Below are 21,258 nucleotides of genomic sequence, written 5' to 3' on the forward strand. Positions count from 1 at the left end.
ACAGGAGTCTACATTTTTACAACAGTTTCTTACTTATTTTACAGTAAAGGCGAATGTATAATGATGACTTTCCAAACCAACACACAAGGACAAGGCCATGAAGGCTTTTCTAACTACATTATTATTGCTGATACTCTCTGGGTGCTCAGCAGTTACGATTCAGCCACAAAAGATGGCAAAAGTAAGTACCTCGCCAACATATCAAGATAGTCGCCCATTTTTTATGTGGGGACTGGTTGGTGATCAACGTGTTGATGTAAAAAAAGTATGTGGTGAGCAAGCTGTTGTACAGATGCAGTCGCAGCAAACTTTTACAGATGGGGCACTGGGGTTAGTTACCTTGGGCATCTATTCACCTCATACAATTAAAGTGTGGTGTGATGAACAGAAAAACAAAGGAGCGGGGATATGAAAAATATAGCACAATTAATGCTGGGTGTAGCATTTATAGCACTGACGGGTTGTACTAACATCCATTTTGATAACGGTCAGTATGATGACTTGGCTACCAATCATAAAAGTGAGCAATGGCATCATAACTTTGCAGCTGCACTTTATGAAGGATCAGATACTGTTGATTTATCAGATGTTTGCCCTGATTCGCAATGGCAAAGTGTACATACCTATAAATCATTTTCCAATGGCGTGGCTGAGCTCGTTGTGAATGAAGTAGGCCCTGCTTGGTACCCTAAAACAGTAGAAGTAAGCTGCGCTAAGGTACCTTATAAAGTGCAATGATCATTCGTAGCGTAATGCATCTATTGGGTTTAGCCTTGCAGCTTTTATCGCGGGGGCTAATCCAAACACGATCCCAATTAACGAAGTAAAACCGAACGACAGCATAACGGCCCAAGCCGGTATATACGCATCCGGCATACTGGGCATTGATAATGAGATCAATGTTGCAGCCCCATAACCAATAGCAAGACCAATTAAACCACCAAATAACGACAATACTACAGCTTCAACTAAAAACTGGAGCATAATAAACCCTGGGGTTGCGCCAAGTGCTTTGAGTGTACCAATAACACGCGTGCGCTCTGTTACTGATACTAGCATAATATTCATAACACCAATGCCGCCAACAATGAGACTAATCCCGACTATCCCAGCTGTTATAGCGGTGGCACTGCCTGTAAATTTATCAACATTCGCGCGGGCTTTTTCAGCGGTTTCAAATTCAAAGTCATTTTCATCATCATCTTTAAGTTTGTGTAATTGACGTAAAATTCGAGTGATTTTGGCCAGTACCAACTCTTCATCGCTGCCTTCTTTAAGCCTAAACATTATTTGTACATTACTACTGCTGTTCGCGCCTTCTAGTGCGCTCATTGTACTGATAGGAATATTTATATAATCATCTTGATCAAAGCCTAGCAAGCTGCCTTGTTTTTCGGCTACACCGATAATTCTAAACCATTCACCACCGAGCTTAATATACTCGCCAACAGGGTTCTCTGGTAAATTAAGTTTTTCGATGATGGAGGGGCCAATAAAAGCGACGCGACGGCGTTTTTCATCGTCTTCCGCACGAATGAAACGACCAAGTTCAGGGAACGTTCTATAGGCTTTTTGATAATCTTGCTCTGTTCCCATAACACGTGATGAGTGGCTTTTATTACCATATTCAGCACCACCAGAAAAGCGCCAAGTAAACATTAAAGCGGTAAATGTTTCAGCTTCTTTTACTCGGGCTTTTAAGGTTAAAAAGTCTGTGTAAGTTAGCTTGGCGTTTTTGCCAACCATTTCTTGTTCAATACTGGTAAATGGCTTAATAGAAGTTACATCTGGTGCCATGTCGGCTAATTGATCGTTAATCTGTTTGGTAAAACCCTGCATAACAGCAACCACGGTTATAACTGCGGCCACCCCAATGATGATCCCTAAGCAGGTTAAGGCACTGCGCATTGCGTTGGCCTTAATGGCCATTAATGCAGCTTTAGTGCCTTCTATGATAGCAATGGCGGATTTAAACATTTTGTTTTTCTCCCGTACCTTTGCGTACATCGCTGACAACTTTACCATCGACTAAGCGAATGACACGTTGGCAGTGATCAGCAATCTCTTGTTCGTGAGTTACCAATATAATGGTATGGCCTTCGTTATGTAGCTCATCGAATAAAGCCATAATCTCGGTGGTGGTTTTACTATCTAGGTTGCCAGTTGGTTCATCGCCAAGCAAAATATGTGGCTTAGTCACTAAAGCACGGGCAATGGCAACACGTTGGCGCTGGCCACCCGAAAGCTGGTTTGATAGGTGATTTACTTTATCGCCAAGGCCTACTCGTTGTAATGCTTCGAGTGCTTTTTCTTTACGTTGCTTAGCAGGAATAAACCGATAAACCAAAGGTTGCATAACATTTTCGAGTGCGGACGCACGAGGCAACAGATTGAAGCTTTGAAAAATAAAGCCCACACTTTCATTACGCTGATGAGCAAGTTCGGTTTCAGTCATGCTTTTTACGAGCTTATCTTTTAAAAAGTAGTCACCGCTGGTTGGTGTATCTAAACAGCCAAGTAAGTTCATTAGCGTTGATTTGCCAGAACCCGAAGGGCCAATAATAGCAACGTATTCGTTTTCTTCAATTACAATGTTTACATCATCAAGGGCTTTAAATATTTGATCACCCATTTTGTATTGCTTGTTAATGTGCTCAAGCTTAATGACCGCAGACATTATTTAGCATCCTTGGCGATAGATTGTTTAATTTTTACTGTATCGTTTTCTTTTAACTTACTAACAGGGCGAGCAGGGCCAATCACTATACGCTGACCTTTATCCAAACCACTAGTGACCGCTTGTTCAATATCAGATGAAATACCAACTTTTACGTACGTTTTAGTAACGGTATTGTCATCATTTAAGCGCCACACAAAATATTTGTCATCTTCTTTTTGTATTGCTTCAATAGGCAGTTTTAAGCCATCAACCGCGATACTTGTCGCAATTTCAGCGCGACAGCTCATACCTGCATATAATTGTCGATCAGTGTTATCCAGCAATACTTTTACTCTGAATGAGAGCCCTTGCGAACCAACTTGGTTTTTAGCCGAAGTACCAATGTTAATGACTTTGCCAGTAAAAGGTTGATTTGGGTAAGCGGCTGCGTATATATCAGTATGTTGGTCGAGTTTAATACCAGCAATATCGGTTTCATCAACTCTTAACTCAGCTAAAATAGCACTAGGATCAGCAACAAGCATAAGATCTGAGCCAATAATATTGGTTGTACCAGCAATCACTGTTTCGCCTTCTTTAATATTTACTGAGGCTAACAAACCGCTCATTGGGGCACGAAATACACTTTTACTGAGTCTATCTTCAGCAATAGATAGTGAAGCTTTAGCTTGATTATAGGCCTCACCTCGCGCTTCAATGTCTATTTTTGCAAGATCTCTTGCGTTTTTCAGATTTTCATACACTTCTTGACCAGCGAGGCCTACATCATAAAGCTCTTTTTGACGCTTTAATTGGCGTTCAATATTCAGCAGGCGAGTTTTACTGTGTTTAATCTCTATTTCGCTGGCACGTAAAACAGCTTTGTTACGTGTTACTTCTGATTCAAATGCGGTGGTATCAAGGCGCATTAGAATATCGCCTTGTTGTACACTCTGTCCTTCCTCAACAAATACTTTGTCTACACGGCCTGTTACCTCAGAGCGCAGCTGTACTTGCGTGTTAAAAACCAAGTTACCAGAGGCCATAATAGAATCTGCAATACTGCCTTGTTCCACGGTTGCAATGTTAACCTCGGCTAGATCTTCATTGCCGGTGATTTGCTTAGATACAATAAGAGCAATAAAAGCGCTGATCGCAAGGGTAACTATAATTGCTTTTTTCATTTTACTTCCTGTTAATACGCAATAGGCAGGCTATTACACCTGCCTTTATTTTTATACTAGAGCGATGATCGCCCAAATACCAAATATGATTACATTTGGTAAAGCAGCAAACAAAATAGCTTTATTCAAACTAAAATTAGTCCAGCACTTTAAACCAATGGCTGCCAGTGCAATGCCCCAAACAGTAAATATACTAATGGCTTCTGTTAGCGAATAGAGAGAGTGACCAAGTGGTAGCCCTAAAATCAATTGATTAATCGAAGCGTAGTTAAAAATACTCATTGAAAGCTGATCCGTACTGGCTGTAAGTACTAAAGCTAATATACCCAAGCTTGAGATAACTGCTGGCATCATGGTCCAAACACCAAAACCATACCAAGCCCCATAGCTATGCTGAGCATCTGGATCTTGTTTGGAAACTAATAAATAGTAGCCGGCAATGAGCGCATTCATGATGATTATGGCAAAAAGGCCACCGCCAATTGCAAACCATACTTGGCTATCAATACTTTGCTCCATACTTTGGCGGATCATTTTTTGTTCACCAATCGTGGCATCAATACTGGCTGCGGCTACTTGCTCTTCTAGAATAAACTGTGAGTCCGCATTGGTATAAAATACGTATGTACTAATAACAAGTGCTGTAGCTATTAATGTAAAGGCAAGCCAAGACCAGCCTTTTGCGTCTTTTAAGCCATTAAAGGTTTTGCTTGGACTGATAAAAATATCAACACATGCTGATAGGGCGTTTGATGAGCTCATTGTTATTATTCCTTTATTAATCATTTATAGGTACAAATATTATTGCTATTAATACCTTATTAAGAGGGTAGAATAAAGCATAACTCATGTGTGATGAGAGTTAAATTGTAACGGCTTATTAACACAGGCTTAACGGCAAGGAAGTAAGCAATAACAGTAAGGTAAATTATGACTAACACAGAACGAAAAATAGATGAATTGGTACTTGGTTTTTGGCGGTTATTAGATTGGAAAATCTCTGCACAGCAATGCTTAAGCTTTCTAGAGCAAGCTATAGATGCAGGTGTAAAGCACACTGATCATGCTGATATTTATGGCGAGTATGGCTGTGAAGCGCAGTTTGGTAAGGTGTTGTTATTAAAGCCAAGAATTCGTGATGATATTAAAATTATTACCAAGTGCGGTATTAAGCCCGCATTTCCAAGCTTGGGGTTGGCGGGTCAGGCAAACCATTATAATTCAAGTGCGCGGCATATTATAGCTTCAGCGCAGCAATCCCTTAAGCATTTTAATACAGATCGTTTAGATGTATTACTTATTCATCGTCCCGATTATTTAATGAATGCCGACGAAATGGCCAAAGCATTTACTACCCTAAAGCAAAGTGGCGATGTGTTGGAATTTGGCGTATCTAACTTTACGCCATCGCAATTAAGCTTATTACAATCACGCTTGGATTTTGAACTAGTCACTAATCAAGTTGAGTTTTCACCCTATGAAATGAAAGCGCTGGATGATGGCAGTTTGGATCAATGCCAGCTACTTGATATCAAGCCTATGTGTTGGTCACCATTAGCAGGCGGGCGCATCTTTGCGGATAGCGATGATAAAGCCATTCGCTTGCGCCACGTACTTGAGCAAGTTGGCAGAGAAATTGGTGCAAGTTCAATAGATCAAGTTGTTTATGCGTGGTTATTAATGCATCCAAGCTCACCATCAGTGGTACTGGGCACGGGCAATATCAAACGTGTAGAGTCTGCGGTTGCAGCTAAACAATTAAAGGTCAGCCGTGAGCAATGGTATAGGATTTGGCAAGGTTCAACAGGGCATAGCGTGCCGTGAGCATCGCTCACGGTGTGGGCTATTTACTCCATCGCAAGAGTTAATTGGCTAGGGTCTTCAGTTGCAATATATAAAGCTTTTAATTTTTTATCGCCATTCTCTGTTTCAGTAAACTCTTGAAAAGAATAGTTTTTTGAAAAACTAAAAATAGTATCAATAGATTTTTGATTACTGCTTTGTGTGTAAGTAAGTTCTAACGCACAAATTTTACCTGCACAATCTAGATCTTGTTGTAAAATATTAACATCTTTTAACTCATCGAGAATGAATGCATTTAGTTGCTCTTTTCGTAGTTGTGCTTCTTCTGAATAAACAATTTCAGACATTTGCTTTAGCAGGCGTGATGTATCATTTTTAAATACGCTATCTAGCGCATTTTTTGAAATAAATTCTTTTCCATTATCAGAAAAAACAAATTCTTCGGAGAATTCTTGTGGAGATAAAGCAACCAAGTTGGGCTTTGCTGATGTTTCGTCTAAAGTTTTATTTTTTTCGATTAATGCTTCAGGGTTTTCATTTAAGGTGGTTTTTGATTTGGTTGGATTATCATTACTTAGCTTAATTGATTGAAAATTTTTCGTATTTTTAACATTAGGGTTGGTCGTTTTTTTTGTTGTTACAATAGCCGCAACTAAAACTACGGCAGTAGTAATACCAATTAAAATCTTGTAATTCATCTTACTATCCTTAGAAAAGAAAGGGCGTAGCCCTTTCTAAATGATGTTTATTGCAACTGTATCACACAAGAAACTTGGCCACCACCAGAGCACGAATAGCTAACTGTACCACCATTATGGACAACCGTCATATTACCTGAGGTGCAATTACATGTCATTGTAGCATAGCTAAATGTACTCATTGTGATTAAAAAAAACGCTAAAATAACTGAAATTCTTTTTGATAAATTCATATTAATCCTTAATGTAAAAATTTAGAACGTAAATGTTATCAAAACGTTTTTTTTTGCAAGTGAAAATTTTTTGTTTGTTATTTTATATCTCAAAAATGAAGAAGGGCCTTGCGGCCCTTAGTGTTGCAGCAAGTAACACATTCTTTTTTATAAATTAAAATCGACAGAGTAAGCAACGTAAGCTTTTAAATCTGAGCCATCGATATCGTTATTAGACAGGCCAAGTGTAAAGCCATCTTTAGAGATTGAAATACCGTAGTCGATGATGTTGTCATCGCCTATAAAGTCACCTGAGTAATGGCCAACATGCAATGCCATTTCAGTCCCGTTACTACCAATAGCGAAGCCATAATCAGCGGTTAGGTATAAAGAGTCACCGAAGTCAGATCCATCACCGCTTGCCGCGGACGTTGCCAAAATAGATGCACCAAAGCTGAAACCGCCCATGCTGAGGCTACCGTAAATTTCAGAAAAATCAGCGTCAGCAGATGATGCCGCATCAGGGTATGCGTAATAAATATAACCGACGTCATAACTGATATTTTCGTTAATATCGCCACCAAAGCCTGCATAAAAATCAAGTTCATAGGTCATTTCATCGGCCCAAGATGCATTGGATACCCAAGTACCTGCGTAAAAACCAGACTCGTTTACATAATCAATACCACCAGATATTGCAGCATCACCATTAGTTTGCTCTTGTCCACGCCATAAGTAGTTTGAAGTTGCTGCTACGTTAGCTGTTACTTCTGCATAAGCTGTTGTTGATGTTGTTCCCATTAATGCAAGCGCGCTTATAGCAATCACTGTTTTTAGTCTAATCATGTTTGGTATCCTGTTGTTATGCTGATTTATTGACTCGTAATTATTTTAGTTGGTTGCAGCCTATTAATTGGCGAGCCCTTTTTAGTTGTCTAATAAGATATTAGCAGTGCTTGTGCCAAGTTGAATTGAAATTGCACATTTATATTTTTATCACTTTAAAAACAAAGAGGTGAATTTTTAGAGGGAAGAGGGTGGGTTGTATTAGGTAAGTATTACGCACTTTCTTGGTGCATAAAAAAACCCGCATGCACAAAACGATTGCAGCGGGTTTTTATCAATTTTAATGTAAATTAGCCAAAGATTGTGCGCATTAGGCTAATTGTTTCATTAACTCCACGGCCTTTTTGCACTTCGCTAATAATAGAATCACGTTTGGCACGAATATGCTCAGGCATATCCTCAGCAGCTAGAGCGCGATCAACTAATATTTCAGCTGATTCTTTACCGCGACGAACCTTTTTTGTGCCAGTGCTAGTTGCACGTTTAGGTTTGTTTAGTAGCTTAATGTAGTTAGAGTTCTCTGGTGTGTTTTTATCAGCATAATAAAATAAACAAGGCAGCAGTGCTTTAATCGCTACAAGCTGTTGGTCTAATTCACTTTCGCCATTTGCCATTTTAAACCAAGACATATTATTAATTGTTTGCACAATATCTTGCCAATAGCGTGCAAAGTCACGGTTATTTAATTTGGTAATAGCCAGAGCTGAACAAAGTGCATCTAAGCGAGTGTTATTAATTGGTGTAAATACATCAGGGCGACGCATTGCTAATAGGCGTGTTGCAGGTGCGAGAGTTGGTTTTTCATTACTTTCGTTAAACGCGAGTAAATATTTAACAACAAATTCTTGATAATCAGCTTCAGTTACTTCGCCTTCAAGCGGTATATGCGCGAGTGCATCATCAAATAATGCAGGCAGATCACCCAGCATCAAATGAAAACCTTTTGCGCTTTTTGTTGAACTAAACCATTCTACATCAAAATTGTAGTTACTAGGATCAAGAGACGAAGTGTGTTTACCGCTAAAAGCGAGTAAATCTTCAGGGATCATATCTTTTAATGTTTGTTCACGAATGCTTGCAATATAAGTTGTAAGGCGTAATTGCTCATCAAGCGCTAATACATCTTTATGTTGCTCTATAAAAACACTCACTACAGGCCAAGGGGCTACACGTAGAGTTTTTAATTGCAAAAAGCTAATCGCTGAAATTAATAAGTCATGGAGCTTTTTTAATACAGGTAATTGGGCGCTTTCAAGTAAGTCATAATTAATACGATCGCGACTAGCGTTGAGCAGTTCGTAACACCAACCTAAAAAGTCTTCAGGATGATTTTCTATTTTCACCGCCATTAGATTAAGGCTGAGCTCTGAAGCCTGCTTTAAGATATTTTGATAAATATGACCTTCTTGATCGCCTAATGCCATTTGTGAAGGTGAAATAAGCAGTTTTTTCATGCCGGACGGTACTCCAAGTATATACATTTTTTAGTTGTTTAATTTTAGCGCAAAAAGCCTAAAAACAACAGGGCTATGCATCATACCTAAGAATAAAGGGGATGCAATCTTGCTAATGCAAATCTACACAAGATTGCGTTTAAGGTGTTTAATCACCATCGTCAAGCGTAAAAAGATGCTCAACAGAGGTATTAAAGTGTTGTGCTATCTTCAATGCAATGATCACTGACGGTGTAAAGCGTGATGTTTCGATTGTGCTAATGGTTTTACGAGACACACTAATCGCATCGGCTAGTTCTTGTTGCGACAGTCCTGCAGCTTTGCGAAATTCAGCTATATGGTTGTGCACATTAACTCCTAATCACGGCTCTGCCAAAGCAATGAAGCGCCATATCCCAAAAGCATGACCCCTATGTAGAATACTGCCATAGCGGCATGCGAAAATTCGGTAGGTATTTCATCGCTTTTATAAAAAATACCAAGAAGGCAAACCCCAAATGCAATACTTGTGTGTTTATATGCATTAGTGTCAATGGTGTTTAGAAACTCATCTTTATAAGCGTATTGAAAATACATTTTTAACGGAAAGCCCCCTTTAATAACGTAAATGATCACTATAATCATATAAAATAAAACGCTCATTCCAACAATTAAAAGCCCCTCAATATCATGCTTTATTAGTGAGTAAACACTGAGAAGTAAACAAACTATCCCAGCGCTTAAACTAATCCATATGTTCTGACTCATAAATTTTTCTTCTGTTTTAATCTCTTGTTGTTTCATAAAGTCCATCCTGTGAAAGTGTTGATTTATATTTTTGTAACCTATAGGTATCAATGTAACCTCAAGGTATCATTGGGTCAAGTTTTTTTGTAACCTAAAGGTATCAAAATGTTTCAGTGACTATTCATGTCATTAATATAGACTGAGGAAAATTCATTTTTTACAGGCGGAGCAATGCTTTTGGGTCTTACTCCCGCTATTATAAGAACATCATTTGCACATTCGAAGGATCATCATGAAAACCCTACTCAAAGTAATTGGTGTAATAATCTTGCTGTTCGTAGCTTTAATCGTCGCGGCACCTTTTTTAATACCAACAGACGCAATCTTTAATAAAGTCTCGCTGCAGGTTGAACAAACCACAGGACGTACATTAACGATTAAAGGGGATAAAACATTATCGGTTTTTCCTTCATTAAAGCTTGAACTTGAAGATGTGCATTTTGCCAATATGAAAAGCGGCTCACGTGCAAATATGGCAAGTATGCAGCAACTTGCGATCCACATCCCATGGTTTTCATTATTTGGTGGTGAGCTGAAACTAGAGAAGTTTGTGATCAATGAGCCAGATATTCTACTTGAAACGGATAAAAACGGTAAAGCTAATTGGCAACTATTTGATGCGGTAGCAAAACCTGCTGAGCAACAGCAAAATGGTGGTGCAGTTAAATTACCTGAAAATTTTGATATTTCGCTAGGGGAAGTGGCTATTTATGGTGGAAAGTTTGTTTACTTAGATGGAAAAACAGGGGTTAAGCAAGAAATAAACGACCTCGAACTAGCTATATTATTACCTTCACTTCATAAAACACTAGAAGTGAAAGGTGCCATTACCTACATGCAAGAACGTTTTGAGCTTGATGTGACGGTTGATAATCCGGCCAAAGTAATTGAAGGGGATACATTTAATGTAACCAAAAATATTACATCAAAGTTAGTAGATGTCGAATTTAAAGGTTCTATTGCAGGTCAAGGTAAGGATATTCAAGGTCAATTGGCACTTAGTGGTGACTCAGTTAAAGATATCGCCAAATGGCAAGGTGTTGACCTTAATGCGAAAGACAATGCCTTTAACGCATTTAGTGTTAGCGGTAAAATGCGTATGAAAGATGATAGGTTTAATTTATCTGAATTGATTGCTACATTGGATGAATTAGAGGTTAAAGGTAAAAGCGAGCTTAGCTTAGGTAAGCGTTTAGCTGTTAATGCTGATATAGATTTAGGCATGCTTGATTTAAACCCTTACTTACCTGAAGCGGTTGCTCAAACCGAAACTCCAGAATCTGCAAGTGATGCACCAGCACAGCCTATAGTTTGGGATAATACCAAAATGGATTTAAGTGGCTTAAATGCCCTTGATGCAAATATCGTGATCCGTTCAAGTGGATTAAAAGCAAATGAGATAAAACTTGGTGCAAACCAATTCACAGTAAACCTTAAAAATGCAGTAGCAAAAATTAGTCTTGATAAATTTGCAGCGTATAAAGGTAATGGCAAAGGCATAATAACGGTTAATGCAAAGCAAACGCCTTATAAAATCAGCACTAACTTTTCATTAGCTAAAATAGATGCACAACCTTTACTAACTGATGCCGCAGGTTTTGATAAATTGATCGGTAAAGGCTCACTTAATTGGGATTTATCGACGTCAGGGCAAAGTCAAAAAGACTTTATGGGGGCACTACAAGGTAAGTTAGCCTTTGAGTTTGCTGACGGGGCAATAAAAGGCGCAAATATTGCTGAAATGGTACGCAAAGGCAAAGAGCTTATAAAAGGCAACTTCGGCGCTGTCTCTGAAGGACTCGATACGGGCTTTGATAATTCACAGCAGACTGACTTTTCGGCGTTAACGGGTAGCTTTAATTTTACGAATGGCGTGGGTAAAAATACAGACTTGAGCTTATTGAGTCCATTGGTGCGCATTAGTGGTGAAGGGGATGTCAATTTGCCTGCTGCTACTGTTAACTATCGGTTAGTCACAGGTATCGTCGATTCACTTGAAGGTCAGGGCACGACTGATAATAGCACTGGCTTTAAAGTACCACTGCGTATCAAGGGGCCATTTCACGATGTTAGTATTAGTTTAGATGTGAGTAAAGCAGCTAAAGATGAAGTCAAAGAAAAAGCAAAAGATAAAATCAAAGATAAACTAAAAGGTTTATTTGGCTAACCTTTACTGTATTTATTCGTAGAAAAAACAATCAGGGTATAAAAATACCCTGATTGTTTTATAAACAGCTGTTAAATAGCAAAATATACTCCCCTCCAAGATTACCTAGTGCTGTAATTCTAAATTAATTAAAAAATAACCTATCGCTACCCCTTCAATGCTGGTACAATTGCCCGCCCTTAAGAGACAACACTGTTGTTTTTTGAGTGGTTTTTAATCTAAATGTCTTGATTTTAAACAAATTTAAGACAATTTGTTATAACTACACCGGAGGTCATTAACATGATCCAAATGCAAACTCAGCTGGAAGTTGCTGATAACAGCGGCGCTCGCAAAGTGCAGTGTATAAAAGTCCTTGGTGGTTCACACCGTCGCTACGCAGCGATTGGCGATATCATTAAAGTTTCTGTAAAAGAAGCTATTCCTCGCGGTAAAGTGAAGAAAGGTGATGTTAAAAACGCGGTAGTTGTGCGTACCAGAAAAGGTGTTCGCCGTCCAGATGGTTCTTTGATCCGTTTTGACAGCAACGCGGCTGTTATCTTAAATGATAACTTGCAGCCAATTGGTACACGTATTTTCGGCCCTGTGACTCGCGAGCTTCGTAATGATAAGTTCATGAAAATCGTTTCACTAGCCCCAGAAGTACTGTAAGGAGCCAATCATGGCAGCAAAAATCCGTCGTGATGACGAAGTAATCGTACTAGCAGGTAAAGACAAAGGTAAGCGCGGCAAAGTGCTTTCAGTTGTTACTGAATCTGGTCGAATCTTTGTCGAAGGCATAAACTTGATCAAGAAACACCAAAAGCCGGTTCCACAATTGAACCAAGCTGGCGGCATTGTTGAGAAAGAAGCGTCTATGGATGCATCAAACGTTGCGATCTTCAACTCGGAAACGGGTAAAGCAGATCGTGTAGGTTTCAAGATTGAAGATGGTAAGAAATTACGTATCTTTAAATCTACTGGTAAAACTATCTAATAGTTGGAGTAGAATGATGGCGAAACTGCATGAAGTATATAAAGACACAGTAGTTGCTGAACTTCAAGAGAAGTTTGGTTTCAGCTCTGTCATGCAAGTCCCTCAGATCGAAAAGATCACATTGAATATGGGCGTGGGCGAAGCCCTAGCTGACAAGAAGATTTTAGATCACGCTGTTGCTGATCTAGCTGCAATCTCTGGTCAGAAACCTTTAATCACTAAAGCACGCAAATCTGTTGCTGGCTTTAAAGTGCGTGAAGGCTACCCGATTGGTTGTAAAGTAACCCTACGCGGCGAGCGTATGTGGGACTTTTTTGAGCGTTTGGTTTCAATCGCTATCCCACGTATCCGTGACTTCCGTGGTGTGAGTGCTAAGTCTTTTGATGGACGTGGTAACTACAGCATGGGCGTACGTGAACAAATCATCTTCCCAGAAATTGATTATGATAAAGTAGACCGTGTACGCGGTATGGATATCACAATCACTACATCTGCGAAAACAGATGAGGAAGGCCGTGCGTTGTTAGAAGCGTTTAACTTCCCATTTAAGAAATAAGGGTAGGGTTATGGCAAAGAATTCTATGAAAGCGCGCGAAGCAAAGCGCACTAAATTAGTTGCTCAGTTCGCTGAAAAGCGCGCAGCACTAAAAACTATCATCAGTGATGTGAAAACATCTGACGATGATCGTTGGGACGCAGTACTTAAGCTACAAGCTTTACCGCGTGATTCTAGCCCTGCACGTCAACGTAATCGTTGTAACATTACGGGCCGCCCACATGGTTACCTTCGCAAATTCGGCATGAGCCGTATTAAAGTTCGCGAAGCAGCTATGCGCGGTGAAATTCCTGGCCTTAAAAAGGCTAGCTGGTAATAGAATCACGGGAGTAAGACTATGAGCTTGCAAGATCCTATCGCGGATTTGTTCACACGAATTCGTAACGGTCAGTCAGCGAAGAAAGTATCTGTAACGATGCCTAATTCAAAGCTGAAAGTAGCATTAGCTAAAGTATTAAAAGATGAAGGTTATATCACTGATTTCGAAATCAATGGTGATGTTAAACCTGAGCTTTCTATCGAGTTGAAATACTTCGAAGGCAAAGCTGTTATTGAAAATATCCAGCGTGTTAGCCGCCCTGGTTTACGTATCTATAAGAGACGTGACGAATTACCAAAGGTAATGGGTGGTCTAGGTATCGCTATCGTATCAACTTCTAAAGGCCTAATGACAGACCGCGCCGCACGTAGTGCTGGTGTTGGTGGTGAAATCATTGGTTTTGTAGCTTAATCGGAGGGGAACTATGTCTCGCATAGCAAAGGCACCAATTAATGTTCCTGCCGGTGTAGAAGTTACATTAAAAGGCCAGGACATCACAGTTAAAGGCAAAAACGGCGAATTAACGCGTACTATCAACTCAGCTGTTGAAGTACAACTTAACGACAACGTTATTACAACTTTACCTCGTGAAGGCGTAGCCAATGCATGGGCACAAGCAGGTACTGCTCGCGCTCTTATCAACAACATGGTTGTTGGTACGCATGAAGGTTACGAGAAGAAACTTCAGTTAGTAGGCGTTGGTTACCGTGCAGCAGCAAAGGGTAAAGTTTTAGACTTAACTCTTGGTTTCTCACATCCAGTTAATTTCGCAGTTCCTGAAGGAATTACGATTGAAACTCCAAGCCAAACAGAAGTTCTAGTTAAGGGCGTAGATAAGCAGTTAGTTGGTCAAACAGCTGCTAACATTCGTGCATACCGTAAACCTGAGCCTTATAAAGGTAAGGGTGTTCGTTATTCAGATGAGAATGTACGCCGTAAAGAGGCTAAGAAGAAGTAAGGTAAGACGATGGATAAAAAAACAGCTCGTCTACGTCGTGCTAAACGCACTCGTAGAAATTATATTGAACAAGGCACAACGCGTCTTGTTATCCACCGCACGCCACGTCACATATACGCTCAAGTAGTTACTGCTGAGGGTAATGTACTGGCTGCTGCTTCTACTGTTGAAAAAGCTATTAGCGAAACAGTTAAAGGCACAGGCAACCTAGCAGCTGCGCAAGCAGTTGGTAAAGCGGTTGCAGAACGTGCGGCTGACAAAGGCATCGAAAAGATTGCTTTTGATCGCAGTGGCTTTAAATATCACGGCCGTGTGAAGGCGCTAGCTGATGCTGCGCGTGAAGCCGGTTTGCAATTCTAGGAGTAGACAATGGCTAACGTAGAAGCAAAGCAACAACAGCCTGATCTAGCTGAAAAGCTAATCGCGGTAAACCGTGTGTCTAAAGTAGTTAAAGGTGGTCGTATCTTTAGCTTCACTGCACTAACAGTAGTTGGTGACGGCGCAGGTAAAGTAGGTTTCGGTTATGGTAAAGCTCGTGAAGTTCCAGCTGCTATTCAAAAAGCAATGGAAAAAGCACGTCGCAACATGATCAACGTAGACCTAAATGGCAACACATTACAGCACCCTGTTAAAGGGCGTCATGCTGGCTCACTAGTGTTCATGAAACCAGCCTCTGAAGGTACTGGTATCATCGCAGGTGGCGCTATGCGTGCAGTACTTGAAGTGACTGGTGTGCAGAACGTACTTTCTAAATGTTACGGTTCTACTAACCCGATCAACGTTGTACGTGCAACGATCTCAGCTCTTGAGAATATGAATTCTCCTCAGTCGATCGCTGCTAAACGTGGTCTTCGAGTAGACGAGATTCTGGGGTAAACCATGGCTAATAAAACTGTAAAAGTAACACAAGTAAAGAGCTCTATCGGTCGTTTACCGAAGCATAAAGCTACATTACGCGGTCTTGGTTTACGTCGTATCAATCACACTGTTGAGTTAGAAGACACAGCATGTGTGCGTGGTATGATTAACCGAGTTTCATACATGGTTAAGGTTGAGGGGTAATTCGAATGCATTTGAATACACTTTCTCCTGCTGCAGGTTCTAAATCTGCTCCAAAACGTGTTGGTCGTGGTATCGGTTCTGGTCTAGGTAAGACTGGTGGTCGTGGTCACAAAGGTCAAAAGTCACGTTCTGGCGGTAAAGTACGCGTTGGTTTTGAAGGCGGTCAAATGCCTATGCAACGTCGTCTACCTAAGTTTGGTTTCACTTCTCGCAAATCTTTAGTATCTGCAGAAATAAACCTATACGAAATCGCTAAAGTAGAAGGCGATGTGGTAGACCTAAGTACGTTACAAGCAGCTGGTCTAGTTAAAAAGAACGTTCTGTTCGTTAAAGTTGTTAAATCTGGCGAAGTTTCACGCGCAGTTACTGTAAAAGGCCTTAAAGCCTCTAAAGGTGCTCGCGAAGCTATTGAAGCTGCCGGAGGCAAGGTAGAAGACTAAGGAAGTACTAATGGCTAAACCAGGTCAAGATATACAAAGTGCACAAAGTGGGCTTTCGGAATTGAAACGTCGATTACTATTCGTATTGGGCGCTATCATTATTTACCGTCTAGGTTCATTTGTGCCGATCCCTGGGATTGACGCCGCTGTACTTGCCGATTTCTTCGAGCAACAAAAGGGCACCATTGTTGAAATGTTTAACATGTTCAGCGGTGGTGCGCTTGAGCGCGCTTCAGTGTTAGCACTGGGTATTATGCCTTACATCACAGCTTCAATTATTACGCAACTATTAACGCATATGTATCCTCCGTTTATAGAGCTTAAGAAAGAAGGTGAACAAGGGCGTAAGAAAATAAGCCAGTACACACGCTATGGCACGCTTTTGCTTGCTACTATCCAATCAATCGGTATTGCCACAAGCTTACCGGGTATGATGGACGGGTTAGTTGTTAACCCTGGTATGGGTTTCTATTTCACCGCAGTGGTGAGTTTAGTAACAGGTACCATGTTCCTGATGTGGTTGGGCGAGCAAATTACTGAACGAGGTATCGGTAACGGTATTTCAGTTCTAATATTTGTTGGTATTGTAGCTAACCTGCCGTCTGCTATCGGTTCGACAGCCGAAATGGCGCGCCAAGGTGACATACATGTTTTAGCATTGTTATTGATTGCGGTAATCGTATTCGCTGTAACTTATCTTGTAGTATTCTTTGAACGTGGGCAACGTCGTATCGTCGTTAACTACGCAAAGCGTCAACAAGGTCGTCAAGTATTTGCTGCCCAAAGCACGCATTTACCACTGAAAGTTAATATGGCGGGTGTTATTCCACCAATCTTTGCTAGCAGTATAATACTGTTCCCTGGTACTATTGCCAGCTGGTTCGGTCAGGGTGAAGGTCCTGTCGCTGATGTGTTACAAGCTATTGCTTCAACGTTGACTCCAGGTCAGCCATTGTATGCATTAGTTTTAGCCGCAGCCATTATCTTCTTTTGCTTTTTCTATACAGCGTTGGTGTTTAACCCACGTGAAACAGCAGATAACCTGAAAAAATCTGGCGCATTTATCCCAGGTATTCGTCCAGGCGAGCAGACATCGAAATACATTGATAAAGTGATGACACGCCTGACATTGGCAGGTGCTTTGTATATAACCTTTATCTGTCTGGTGCCCGAATTCATGACGATGGCATGGCAAACGCCATTCTACTTCGGCGGTACATCAATTTTGATTATCGTTGTTGTCATCATGGACTTTATGGCACAAGTACAAACTCATATGATGTCTCATCAATATGATTCTGTGCTGAAAAAAGCGAACCTTAAAGGCTACGGTCGATAAGGTCAGTTTACGGAGTTGAGCAATGAAAGTACGTGCTTCCGTTAAGAAAATATGCCGTAACTGTAAAGTTATTAAACGTGCCGGTGTTGTACGTGTAATTTGCAGTGAGCCTAAGCATAAGCAAAGGCAAGGTTAATTAATAAGTCGTACAGGCTGAGGTTACTCGGCCTGTGTTTTCAGTAGTGATTTGGTCTTCGTTTGAGTATCCTTACGGGCTCTTCAAACAGATGATAACCGAATTCAAATATAGGAGATGTGTTAGTGGCCCGTATTGCTGGCATTAACGTCCCTGATCATAAACATGCAGTTATTGGTTTAACAGCTATTTATGGCATAGGTAAGACTCGCTCTAAGGCTATCTTAGTAGCGACTGGTATCGCCGAAACCACAAAAATCGGTGAACTTTCAGACGAAACACTTGATGTATTGCGTGAAGCAGTAAGCAAGTACACTGTAGAAGGTGACCTTCGTCGTGAAGTTACTTTGAATATCAAGCGCCTTATGGACCTTGGTTGTTACCGTGGCCTACGTCACCGTCGCTCTTTACCACTTCGTGGTCAAAGAACTAAGACTAACGCGCGTACCCGTAAGGGTCCTCGTAAGCCTATTAAGCGATAAGGGGATAGTATTATGGCTAAGACACCAATTCGTCGTAAAAAGGTTAAAAAGCAAGTTGCTGATGGTATGGCTCATGTTCATGCGTCTTTCAACAACACTATTGTTACAATTACCGACCGTCAAGGTAATGCACTATCATGGGCTACTGCCGGTGGTTCAGGTTTCCGTGGTTCACGTAAATCTACACCATTCGCTGCTCAGGTTGCTGCAGAGCGTGCAGGTACTGCTGCTCAAGAATACGGTTTAAAAAATCTAGAAGTTTTCATCAAAGGTCCAGGTCCAGGTCGTGAATCTGCTGTTCGTGCTTTGAATGCTGCAGGTTACCGTATTACCAACATTACTGACGTGACGCCTATACCACACAATGGTTGTCGTCCACCGAAGAAACGTCGCGTTTAACAATAGGTTAGGAGAAATAACATGGCAAGATATTTGGGCCCTAAGCTCAAGCTGAGTCGTCGTGAAGGCACTGACCTGTTCCTTAAGAGCGGCGTAAGAGCTATCGACTCTAAGTGTAAACTTGAGACTGCACCTGGTCAGCACGGCGCTCGTAAAGGTCGCTTATCTGATTACGGTTTACAATTACGTGAAAAGCAAAAAGTACGTCGTATCTACGGTGTATTAGAAAAGCAATTCCGTAACTATTATAAAGAAGCTGCTCGCCTTAAGGGCAACACAGGTGAAAACTTGTTACAGCTTTTAGAGCAACGTTTAGACAATGTTGTATACCGCATGGGTTTTGCAAGCACACGTGCTGAAGCACGTCAGCTAGTAAGCCACAAAGCGGTTTTAGTTAATGGTCGTGTTGTGAACATTCCTTCATTCGTAATTACTCCAGAAGATGTAGTAGTTATCCGTGAAAAGTCTAAGACACAAGCTCGTATCATCGCTGCTCTAGAACTAGCCGAGCAACGTGAAAAACCGACTTGGGTTGAAGTTGACGGTAAGAAAATGGAAGGTAATTTTAAACGCCTACCTGAGCGTTCAGATCTGTCTGCGGACATTAATGAACAACTAATCGTCGAACTTTACTCTAAGTAAAGTTAAGAGTTAAGAGAGGATAAAATGCAGGGTTCTGTTACAGAATTTCTAAAACCAAGGTTAGTCGATATCGACGCTATAAACCCAACACGTTCTAAAGTTGTTTTAGAACCATTAGAGCGTGGCTTCGGTCATACGTTGGGTAATGCCTTACGCCGTATACTTCTTTCGTCTATGCCTGGTTGTGCAGTTACCGAAGTTGAAATCGACGGTGTGTTGCATGAGTACAGCGCGAAAGAAGGCGTACAAGAAGACATCATTGAAATTCTGTTAAATCTTAAAGGTCTAGCAGTAACTTTAGAAGGTAAAGATGAAGTTTTTCTTACCCTGACTAAGTCTGGTGTAGGCCCTGTGACTGCGGCAGATATTCAGCACGATGGCGATGTAACAATTGCTAACCCAGATCACGTTATTTGTCATTTAACGACAGATAGCAGCGCGATCAGCATGCGAATTCGTGTTGAACGCGGTCGTGGTTATGTGCCGGCATCTAGCCGTTTATCCTCTGATGACGATGAGCGTCCAATTGGTCGATTGTTGCTTGATGCATCATTTAGTCCAGTTGAACGTATTGCGTACTCGGTTGAATCAGCACGTGTTGAACAACGTACAGACTTAGACAAGTTAATCATTGATATGGAAACAAACGGCACTTTAGATCCTGAAGAAGCGATCCGCCGTGCGTCTACTATCTTAGCTGAGCAATTAGAAGCATTCGTAGATTTACGTGATGTTACTGAGCCAGAAGAGAAAGAAGAGAAGCCAGAATTCGATCCTATTCTACTTCGTCCAGTCGATGATCTTGAATTAACAGTACGTTCTGCAAACTGTTTGAAAGCCGAGCAAATTCAATATATCGGTGATTTAGTTCAGCGCACAGAAGTAGAGCTTCTTAAAACGCCTAACTTAGGTAAGAAGTCTCTAACTGAAATTAAAGACGTGCTAGCTTCACGTGGTCTTTCTCTAGGTATGCGCCTAGAAAATTGGCCACCTGCAAGCCTAGCTGAATAATCTAAATCACTATATTAGTTTAGTTAGAAGGATAGGGTCATGCGCCATCGTAAGAGTGGTCGTCAATTAAACCGTAACAGCAGCCATCGTAAAGCGATGTTCAGCAATATGGCAGGTTCTTTGGTGAAACACGAAATCATCAAAACTACATTGCCTAAAGCGAAAGAGTTACGTCGTGTAATTGAACCTTTAATCACACTGGCTAAGACTGACAGTGTAGCAAATCGCCGTTTAGCGTTTGCTCGCACGCGTGATAATGAAGTAGTTGGTAAATTGTTCAGTGAAATCGGTCCTCGTAACGCGGATCGCCCAGGTGGTTACACTCGTATTCTTAAGTGTGGCTTCCGTACTGGTGACAAAGCACCAATGGCTTATATTGAACTAGTAGGTCGCACATCTGCTACCGAAGAAGTTCAAGATGACGCGCAGTCTGCTGAGTAAGTCTTAAAGACACCAAAAAGCCGAGCTTATGCTCGGCTTTTTAATGCCTATAATTATATTCCTAATCTACTCCACCTATATTCACCATTTGTTTTTAACGTGTCTTCATGCCACATACTTATTTAACCACGTAGCATTTACTAATATATGAGATCCAACTAATGATCTAGCTCCATTAAGATCATGCTATAAGGTTTATTCATTTATTCTCGTATTTAAAGCACTGCAAATAGACTTTATTTCCCAAGATTAGTGCTGTTTTTATACGTTTCGTTCAAATACTCAGCGAATAGCTAGTTTATTTAAGTTTTCATCAAAAAAGGGTTGATCTGTTTTTGGATCTCCCTATAATGCGACCCCACTGAGACGGCAGACAGCAACGCTTAGCGAGGCAAGAGTTAATCAGTGAGTCGAGTAAAACTTGAGTTTGAATTTTTATAAAGTTTAAATTTAAGTGTTGACAAAAAAATAGGAAAGCGTAACATGCGCAGCCCTAGCGAGATAAAGCAAAGCGCTTTAATCGCAACGTTCTTTAACAATATAAAGCAATCATCTGTGTGGGCACTCGTACAGATTGAGTTCTAACAGCCGAACTTAACTTTCTTTTTAGATAGGTAAGCAAGGCAAAAAATTTAGAGTCTCAATGTGATTTCTCGAAAGAGAAACTGAGTGACCAACAGAATAGTTA

At 40.7% G+C, this 21,258-nt stretch carries 31 protein-coding genes; 21 read left to right on the forward strand and 10 right to left on the reverse strand.

Going from position 1 to position 21,258, the window contains the following annotated elements:
- Positions 1 to 97: 97 nt before the first annotated feature.
- Together ADS77_RS17715 and ADS77_RS17720 are read left to right on the forward strand one after the other, a co-directional pair.
- The gene (locus ADS77_RS17715; protein WP_054206402.1) at positions 98 to 412 is read left to right on the forward strand and encodes a Bor family protein; all 315 of its coding nucleotides are present in this window, start codon (positions 98 to 100) and stop codon (positions 410 to 412) included.
- A complete protein-coding gene (locus tag ADS77_RS17720) occupies positions 409 to 738 on the forward strand; it encodes a Bor/Iss family lipoprotein (RefSeq protein ID WP_054206403.1) in 330 nt (109 codons plus the stop codon). The genes ADS77_RS17715 and ADS77_RS17720 overlap by 4 nt, the downstream gene beginning before the upstream one ends.
- On the opposite strand, the gene ADS77_RS17725 is transcribed toward ADS77_RS17720, so the two are convergent.
- From ADS77_RS17725 to ADS77_RS17740, 4 genes are read right to left on the reverse strand one after another with little or no spacing between them, the layout of a single operon-like run.
- Positions 739 to 1,977: an ABC transporter permease gene (locus ADS77_RS17725; RefSeq protein ID WP_054206404.1), complete on the reverse strand. Its 1,239-nt coding sequence runs from the start codon at positions 1,975 to 1,977 to the stop codon at positions 739 to 741.
- The gene (locus tag ADS77_RS17730; protein WP_054455610.1) at positions 1,970 to 2,677 is read right to left on the reverse strand and encodes an ABC transporter ATP-binding protein; all 708 of its coding nucleotides are present in this window, start codon (positions 2,675 to 2,677) and stop codon (positions 1,970 to 1,972) included. The genes ADS77_RS17725 and ADS77_RS17730 overlap by 8 nt, the downstream gene beginning before the upstream one ends.
- The gene (locus ADS77_RS17735; protein WP_054206406.1) at positions 2,677 to 3,843 is read right to left on the reverse strand and encodes an efflux RND transporter periplasmic adaptor subunit; all 1,167 of its coding nucleotides are present in this window, start codon (positions 3,841 to 3,843) and stop codon (positions 2,677 to 2,679) included. Before ADS77_RS17735 ends, ADS77_RS17730 begins: the two co-directional genes overlap by 1 nt.
- Before the next feature lie 51 nt (positions 3,844 to 3,894).
- Positions 3,895 to 4,605, reverse strand: a complete 711-nt coding sequence (locus ADS77_RS17740; protein ID WP_054455612.1) for a YIP1 family protein — start codon at positions 4,603 to 4,605, stop codon at positions 3,895 to 3,897.
- A 168-nt stretch (positions 4,606 to 4,773) separates the two neighbouring features.
- On the opposite strand from ADS77_RS17740, the gene ADS77_RS17745 reads away from it, so the two are divergent.
- Positions 4,774 to 5,667: an aldo/keto reductase family oxidoreductase gene (locus ADS77_RS17745; RefSeq protein ID WP_054455616.1), complete on the forward strand. Its 894-nt coding sequence runs from the start codon at positions 4,774 to 4,776 to the stop codon at positions 5,665 to 5,667.
- Positions 5,668 to 5,690: 23 nt separating this feature from the next.
- Here ADS77_RS17745 and ADS77_RS17750 read toward each other — a convergent pair whose 3' ends face one another.
- The 6 genes from ADS77_RS17750 to ADS77_RS17775 form a co-directional block, all read right to left on the reverse strand.
- Positions 5,691 to 6,344: a hypothetical protein gene (locus ADS77_RS17750; protein ID WP_054455618.1), complete on the reverse strand. Its 654-nt coding sequence runs from the start codon at positions 6,342 to 6,344 to the stop codon at positions 5,691 to 5,693.
- A gap of 47 nt (positions 6,345 to 6,391) precedes the next feature.
- Positions 6,392 to 6,577 carry a hypothetical protein gene (locus ADS77_RS17755; protein ID WP_054455619.1) on the reverse strand — a complete coding sequence of 62 codons (186 nt, stop codon included), beginning with the start codon at positions 6,575 to 6,577 and terminating at the stop codon, positions 6,392 to 6,394.
- Positions 6,578 to 6,724: 147 nt separating this feature from the next.
- Positions 6,725 to 7,402, reverse strand: coding sequence for a TorF family putative porin (locus ADS77_RS17760; RefSeq protein ID WP_054455621.1), 678 nt, complete (start codon positions 7,400 to 7,402; stop codon positions 6,725 to 6,727).
- 290 nt (positions 7,403 to 7,692) lie between these two features.
- The gene (locus tag ADS77_RS17765) at positions 7,693 to 8,856 is read right to left on the reverse strand and encodes a hypothetical protein (protein WP_054206412.1); all 1,164 of its coding nucleotides are present in this window, start codon (positions 8,854 to 8,856) and stop codon (positions 7,693 to 7,695) included.
- A 148-nt stretch (positions 8,857 to 9,004) separates the two neighbouring features.
- The gene (locus ADS77_RS17770) at positions 9,005 to 9,205 is read right to left on the reverse strand and encodes a helix-turn-helix transcriptional regulator (RefSeq protein WP_054206413.1); all 201 of its coding nucleotides are present in this window, start codon (positions 9,203 to 9,205) and stop codon (positions 9,005 to 9,007) included.
- Positions 9,206 to 9,213: 8 nt separating this feature from the next.
- Positions 9,214 to 9,639, reverse strand: a complete 426-nt coding sequence (locus tag ADS77_RS17775) for a hypothetical protein (protein WP_054455623.1) — start codon at positions 9,637 to 9,639, stop codon at positions 9,214 to 9,216.
- Positions 9,640 to 9,874: 235 nt separating this feature from the next.
- Here ADS77_RS17775 and ADS77_RS17780 point away from each other — a divergent pair, with 235 nt between their 5' ends.
- The 18 genes from ADS77_RS17780 to rplQ all read left to right on the forward strand — a co-directional run bounded on the left by ADS77_RS17780 (position 9,875) and on the right by rplQ (position 20,570).
- The gene (locus ADS77_RS17780; protein ID WP_054455625.1) at positions 9,875 to 11,809 is read left to right on the forward strand and encodes an AsmA family protein; all 1,935 of its coding nucleotides are present in this window, start codon (positions 9,875 to 9,877) and stop codon (positions 11,807 to 11,809) included.
- Positions 11,810 to 12,091: 282 nt separating this feature from the next.
- Positions 12,092 to 12,460: a 50S ribosomal protein L14 gene (gene rplN, locus ADS77_RS17785; protein WP_002959498.1), complete on the forward strand. Its 369-nt coding sequence runs from the start codon at positions 12,092 to 12,094 to the stop codon at positions 12,458 to 12,460.
- A 10-nt stretch (positions 12,461 to 12,470) separates the two neighbouring features.
- A complete protein-coding gene (gene rplX, locus ADS77_RS17790) occupies positions 12,471 to 12,785 on the forward strand; it encodes a 50S ribosomal protein L24 (RefSeq protein WP_054206416.1) in 315 nt (104 codons plus the stop codon).
- Between the two features lie 16 nt (positions 12,786 to 12,801).
- Positions 12,802 to 13,341 (forward strand): 50S ribosomal protein L5, encoded by a 540-nt coding sequence (gene rplE, locus ADS77_RS17795; RefSeq protein ID WP_054206417.1) that lies wholly within the window; start codon positions 12,802 to 12,804, stop codon positions 13,339 to 13,341.
- A gap of 10 nt (positions 13,342 to 13,351) precedes the next feature.
- Positions 13,352 to 13,657: a 30S ribosomal protein S14 gene (gene rpsN / locus ADS77_RS17800; protein ID WP_054206418.1), complete on the forward strand. Its 306-nt coding sequence runs from the start codon at positions 13,352 to 13,354 to the stop codon at positions 13,655 to 13,657.
- A 21-nt stretch (positions 13,658 to 13,678) separates the two neighbouring features.
- Complete coding sequence (rpsH, locus tag ADS77_RS17805) at positions 13,679 to 14,071, forward strand: 30S ribosomal protein S8 (protein WP_054206419.1); 393 nt, start codon at positions 13,679 to 13,681, stop codon at positions 14,069 to 14,071.
- A 13-nt stretch (positions 14,072 to 14,084) separates the two neighbouring features.
- A complete protein-coding gene (rplF, locus tag ADS77_RS17810) occupies positions 14,085 to 14,618 on the forward strand; it encodes a 50S ribosomal protein L6 (RefSeq protein ID WP_054206420.1) in 534 nt (177 codons plus the stop codon).
- Between the two features lie 9 nt (positions 14,619 to 14,627).
- On the forward strand, positions 14,628 to 14,978 hold the full coding sequence (gene rplR, locus ADS77_RS17815; protein ID WP_054206421.1) for a 50S ribosomal protein L18: 351 nt from the start codon (positions 14,628 to 14,630) through the stop codon (positions 14,976 to 14,978).
- 9 nt (positions 14,979 to 14,987) lie between these two features.
- The gene (rpsE, locus tag ADS77_RS17820; protein ID WP_002959485.1) at positions 14,988 to 15,494 is read left to right on the forward strand and encodes a 30S ribosomal protein S5; all 507 of its coding nucleotides are present in this window, start codon (positions 14,988 to 14,990) and stop codon (positions 15,492 to 15,494) included.
- 3 nt (positions 15,495 to 15,497) lie between these two features.
- Entirely contained in the window at positions 15,498 to 15,680 is a 183-nt protein-coding gene (gene rpmD, locus ADS77_RS17825) for a 50S ribosomal protein L30 (protein WP_004589203.1), read from the forward strand.
- A 5-nt stretch (positions 15,681 to 15,685) separates the two neighbouring features.
- A complete protein-coding gene (gene rplO, locus ADS77_RS17830) occupies positions 15,686 to 16,120 on the forward strand; it encodes a 50S ribosomal protein L15 (RefSeq protein ID WP_054206422.1) in 435 nt (144 codons plus the stop codon).
- A 10-nt stretch (positions 16,121 to 16,130) separates the two neighbouring features.
- Positions 16,131 to 17,459, forward strand: a complete 1,329-nt coding sequence (gene secY, locus ADS77_RS17835; protein ID WP_054206423.1) for a preprotein translocase subunit SecY — start codon at positions 16,131 to 16,133, stop codon at positions 17,457 to 17,459.
- Positions 17,460 to 17,481: 22 nt separating this feature from the next.
- Positions 17,482 to 17,595 carry a 50S ribosomal protein L36 gene (gene rpmJ / locus ADS77_RS21780; RefSeq protein ID WP_002959476.1) on the forward strand — a complete coding sequence of 38 codons (114 nt, stop codon included), beginning with the start codon at positions 17,482 to 17,484 and terminating at the stop codon, positions 17,593 to 17,595.
- Between the two features lie 125 nt (positions 17,596 to 17,720).
- Positions 17,721 to 18,077: a 30S ribosomal protein S13 gene (gene rpsM, locus ADS77_RS17840; RefSeq protein ID WP_054206424.1), complete on the forward strand. Its 357-nt coding sequence runs from the start codon at positions 17,721 to 17,723 to the stop codon at positions 18,075 to 18,077.
- A 12-nt stretch (positions 18,078 to 18,089) separates the two neighbouring features.
- Positions 18,090 to 18,476, forward strand: a complete 387-nt coding sequence (gene rpsK / locus ADS77_RS17845; protein ID WP_002959471.1) for a 30S ribosomal protein S11 — start codon at positions 18,090 to 18,092, stop codon at positions 18,474 to 18,476.
- Between the two features lie 21 nt (positions 18,477 to 18,497).
- Positions 18,498 to 19,118 (forward strand): 30S ribosomal protein S4, encoded by a 621-nt coding sequence (gene rpsD / locus ADS77_RS17850; RefSeq protein ID WP_016710205.1) that lies wholly within the window; start codon positions 18,498 to 18,500, stop codon positions 19,116 to 19,118.
- Between the two features lie 24 nt (positions 19,119 to 19,142).
- Positions 19,143 to 20,129, forward strand: a complete 987-nt coding sequence (locus ADS77_RS17855; RefSeq protein ID WP_054206425.1) for a DNA-directed RNA polymerase subunit alpha — start codon at positions 19,143 to 19,145, stop codon at positions 20,127 to 20,129.
- 39 nt (positions 20,130 to 20,168) lie between these two features.
- Positions 20,169 to 20,570 carry a 50S ribosomal protein L17 gene (rplQ, locus tag ADS77_RS17860; RefSeq protein WP_054206426.1) on the forward strand — a complete coding sequence of 134 codons (402 nt, stop codon included), beginning with the start codon at positions 20,169 to 20,171 and terminating at the stop codon, positions 20,568 to 20,570.
- The last annotated feature ends 688 nt before the right edge of the window (positions 20,571 to 21,258 follow it).

It is taken from the genome of Pseudoalteromonas porphyrae (assembly GCF_001298125.1).
Taxonomy (GTDB): Bacteria; Pseudomonadota; Gammaproteobacteria; order Enterobacterales; family Alteromonadaceae; genus Pseudoalteromonas; species Pseudoalteromonas neustonica.

Coding starts and splice junctions, on each gene's coding strand:
- ADS77_RS17715 (WP_054206402.1), top strand. CDS start 98: ATGAAGGCTTTTCTAACTACATTATTATTGCTGATACTCTCTGGGTGC.
- ADS77_RS17720 (WP_054206403.1), top strand. CDS start 409: ATGAAAAATATAGCACAATTAATGCTGGGTGTAGCATTTATAGCACTG.
- ADS77_RS17725 (WP_054206404.1), bottom strand. CDS start 1,977: ATGTTTAAATCCGCCATTGCTATCATAGAAGGCACTAAAGCTGCATTA.
- ADS77_RS17730 (WP_054455610.1), bottom strand. CDS start 2,677: ATGTCTGCGGTCATTAAGCTTGAGCACATTAACAAGCAATACAAAATG.
- ADS77_RS17735 (WP_054206406.1), bottom strand. CDS start 3,843: ATGAAAAAAGCAATTATAGTTACCCTTGCGATCAGCGCTTTTATTGCT.
- ADS77_RS17740 (WP_054455612.1), bottom strand. CDS start 4,605: ATGAGCTCATCAAACGCCCTATCAGCATGTGTTGATATTTTTATCAGT.
- ADS77_RS17745 (WP_054455616.1), top strand. CDS start 4,774: ATGACTAACACAGAACGAAAAATAGATGAATTGGTACTTGGTTTTTGG.
- ADS77_RS17750 (WP_054455618.1), bottom strand. CDS start 6,344: ATGAATTACAAGATTTTAATTGGTATTACTACTGCCGTAGTTTTAGTT.
- ADS77_RS17755 (WP_054455619.1), bottom strand. CDS start 6,577: ATGAATTTATCAAAAAGAATTTCAGTTATTTTAGCGTTTTTTTTAATC.
- ADS77_RS17760 (WP_054455621.1), bottom strand. CDS start 7,402: ATGATTAGACTAAAAACAGTGATTGCTATAAGCGCGCTTGCATTAATG.
- ADS77_RS17765 (WP_054206412.1), bottom strand. CDS start 8,856: ATGAAAAAACTGCTTATTTCACCTTCACAAATGGCATTAGGCGATCAA.
- ADS77_RS17775 (WP_054455623.1), bottom strand. CDS start 9,639: ATGAAACAACAAGAGATTAAAACAGAAGAAAAATTTATGAGTCAGAAC.
- ADS77_RS17780 (WP_054455625.1), top strand. CDS start 9,875: ATGAAAACCCTACTCAAAGTAATTGGTGTAATAATCTTGCTGTTCGTA.
- rplN (WP_002959498.1), top strand. CDS start 12,092: ATGATCCAAATGCAAACTCAGCTGGAAGTTGCTGATAACAGCGGCGCT.
- rplX (WP_054206416.1), top strand. CDS start 12,471: ATGGCAGCAAAAATCCGTCGTGATGACGAAGTAATCGTACTAGCAGGT.
- rplE (WP_054206417.1), top strand. CDS start 12,802: ATGGCGAAACTGCATGAAGTATATAAAGACACAGTAGTTGCTGAACTT.
- rpsN (WP_054206418.1), top strand. CDS start 13,352: ATGGCAAAGAATTCTATGAAAGCGCGCGAAGCAAAGCGCACTAAATTA.
- rpsH (WP_054206419.1), top strand. CDS start 13,679: ATGAGCTTGCAAGATCCTATCGCGGATTTGTTCACACGAATTCGTAAC.
- rplF (WP_054206420.1), top strand. CDS start 14,085: ATGTCTCGCATAGCAAAGGCACCAATTAATGTTCCTGCCGGTGTAGAA.
- rplR (WP_054206421.1), top strand. CDS start 14,628: ATGGATAAAAAAACAGCTCGTCTACGTCGTGCTAAACGCACTCGTAGA.
- rpsE (WP_002959485.1), top strand. CDS start 14,988: ATGGCTAACGTAGAAGCAAAGCAACAACAGCCTGATCTAGCTGAAAAG.
- rpmD (WP_004589203.1), top strand. CDS start 15,498: ATGGCTAATAAAACTGTAAAAGTAACACAAGTAAAGAGCTCTATCGGT.
- rplO (WP_054206422.1), top strand. CDS start 15,686: ATGCATTTGAATACACTTTCTCCTGCTGCAGGTTCTAAATCTGCTCCA.
- secY (WP_054206423.1), top strand. CDS start 16,131: ATGGCTAAACCAGGTCAAGATATACAAAGTGCACAAAGTGGGCTTTCG.
- rpmJ (WP_002959476.1), top strand. CDS start 17,482: ATGAAAGTACGTGCTTCCGTTAAGAAAATATGCCGTAACTGTAAAGTT.
- rpsK (WP_002959471.1), top strand. CDS start 18,090: ATGGCTAAGACACCAATTCGTCGTAAAAAGGTTAAAAAGCAAGTTGCT.
- rpsD (WP_016710205.1), top strand. CDS start 18,498: ATGGCAAGATATTTGGGCCCTAAGCTCAAGCTGAGTCGTCGTGAAGGC.
- ADS77_RS17855 (WP_054206425.1), top strand. CDS start 19,143: ATGCAGGGTTCTGTTACAGAATTTCTAAAACCAAGGTTAGTCGATATC.
- rplQ (WP_054206426.1), top strand. CDS start 20,169: ATGCGCCATCGTAAGAGTGGTCGTCAATTAAACCGTAACAGCAGCCAT.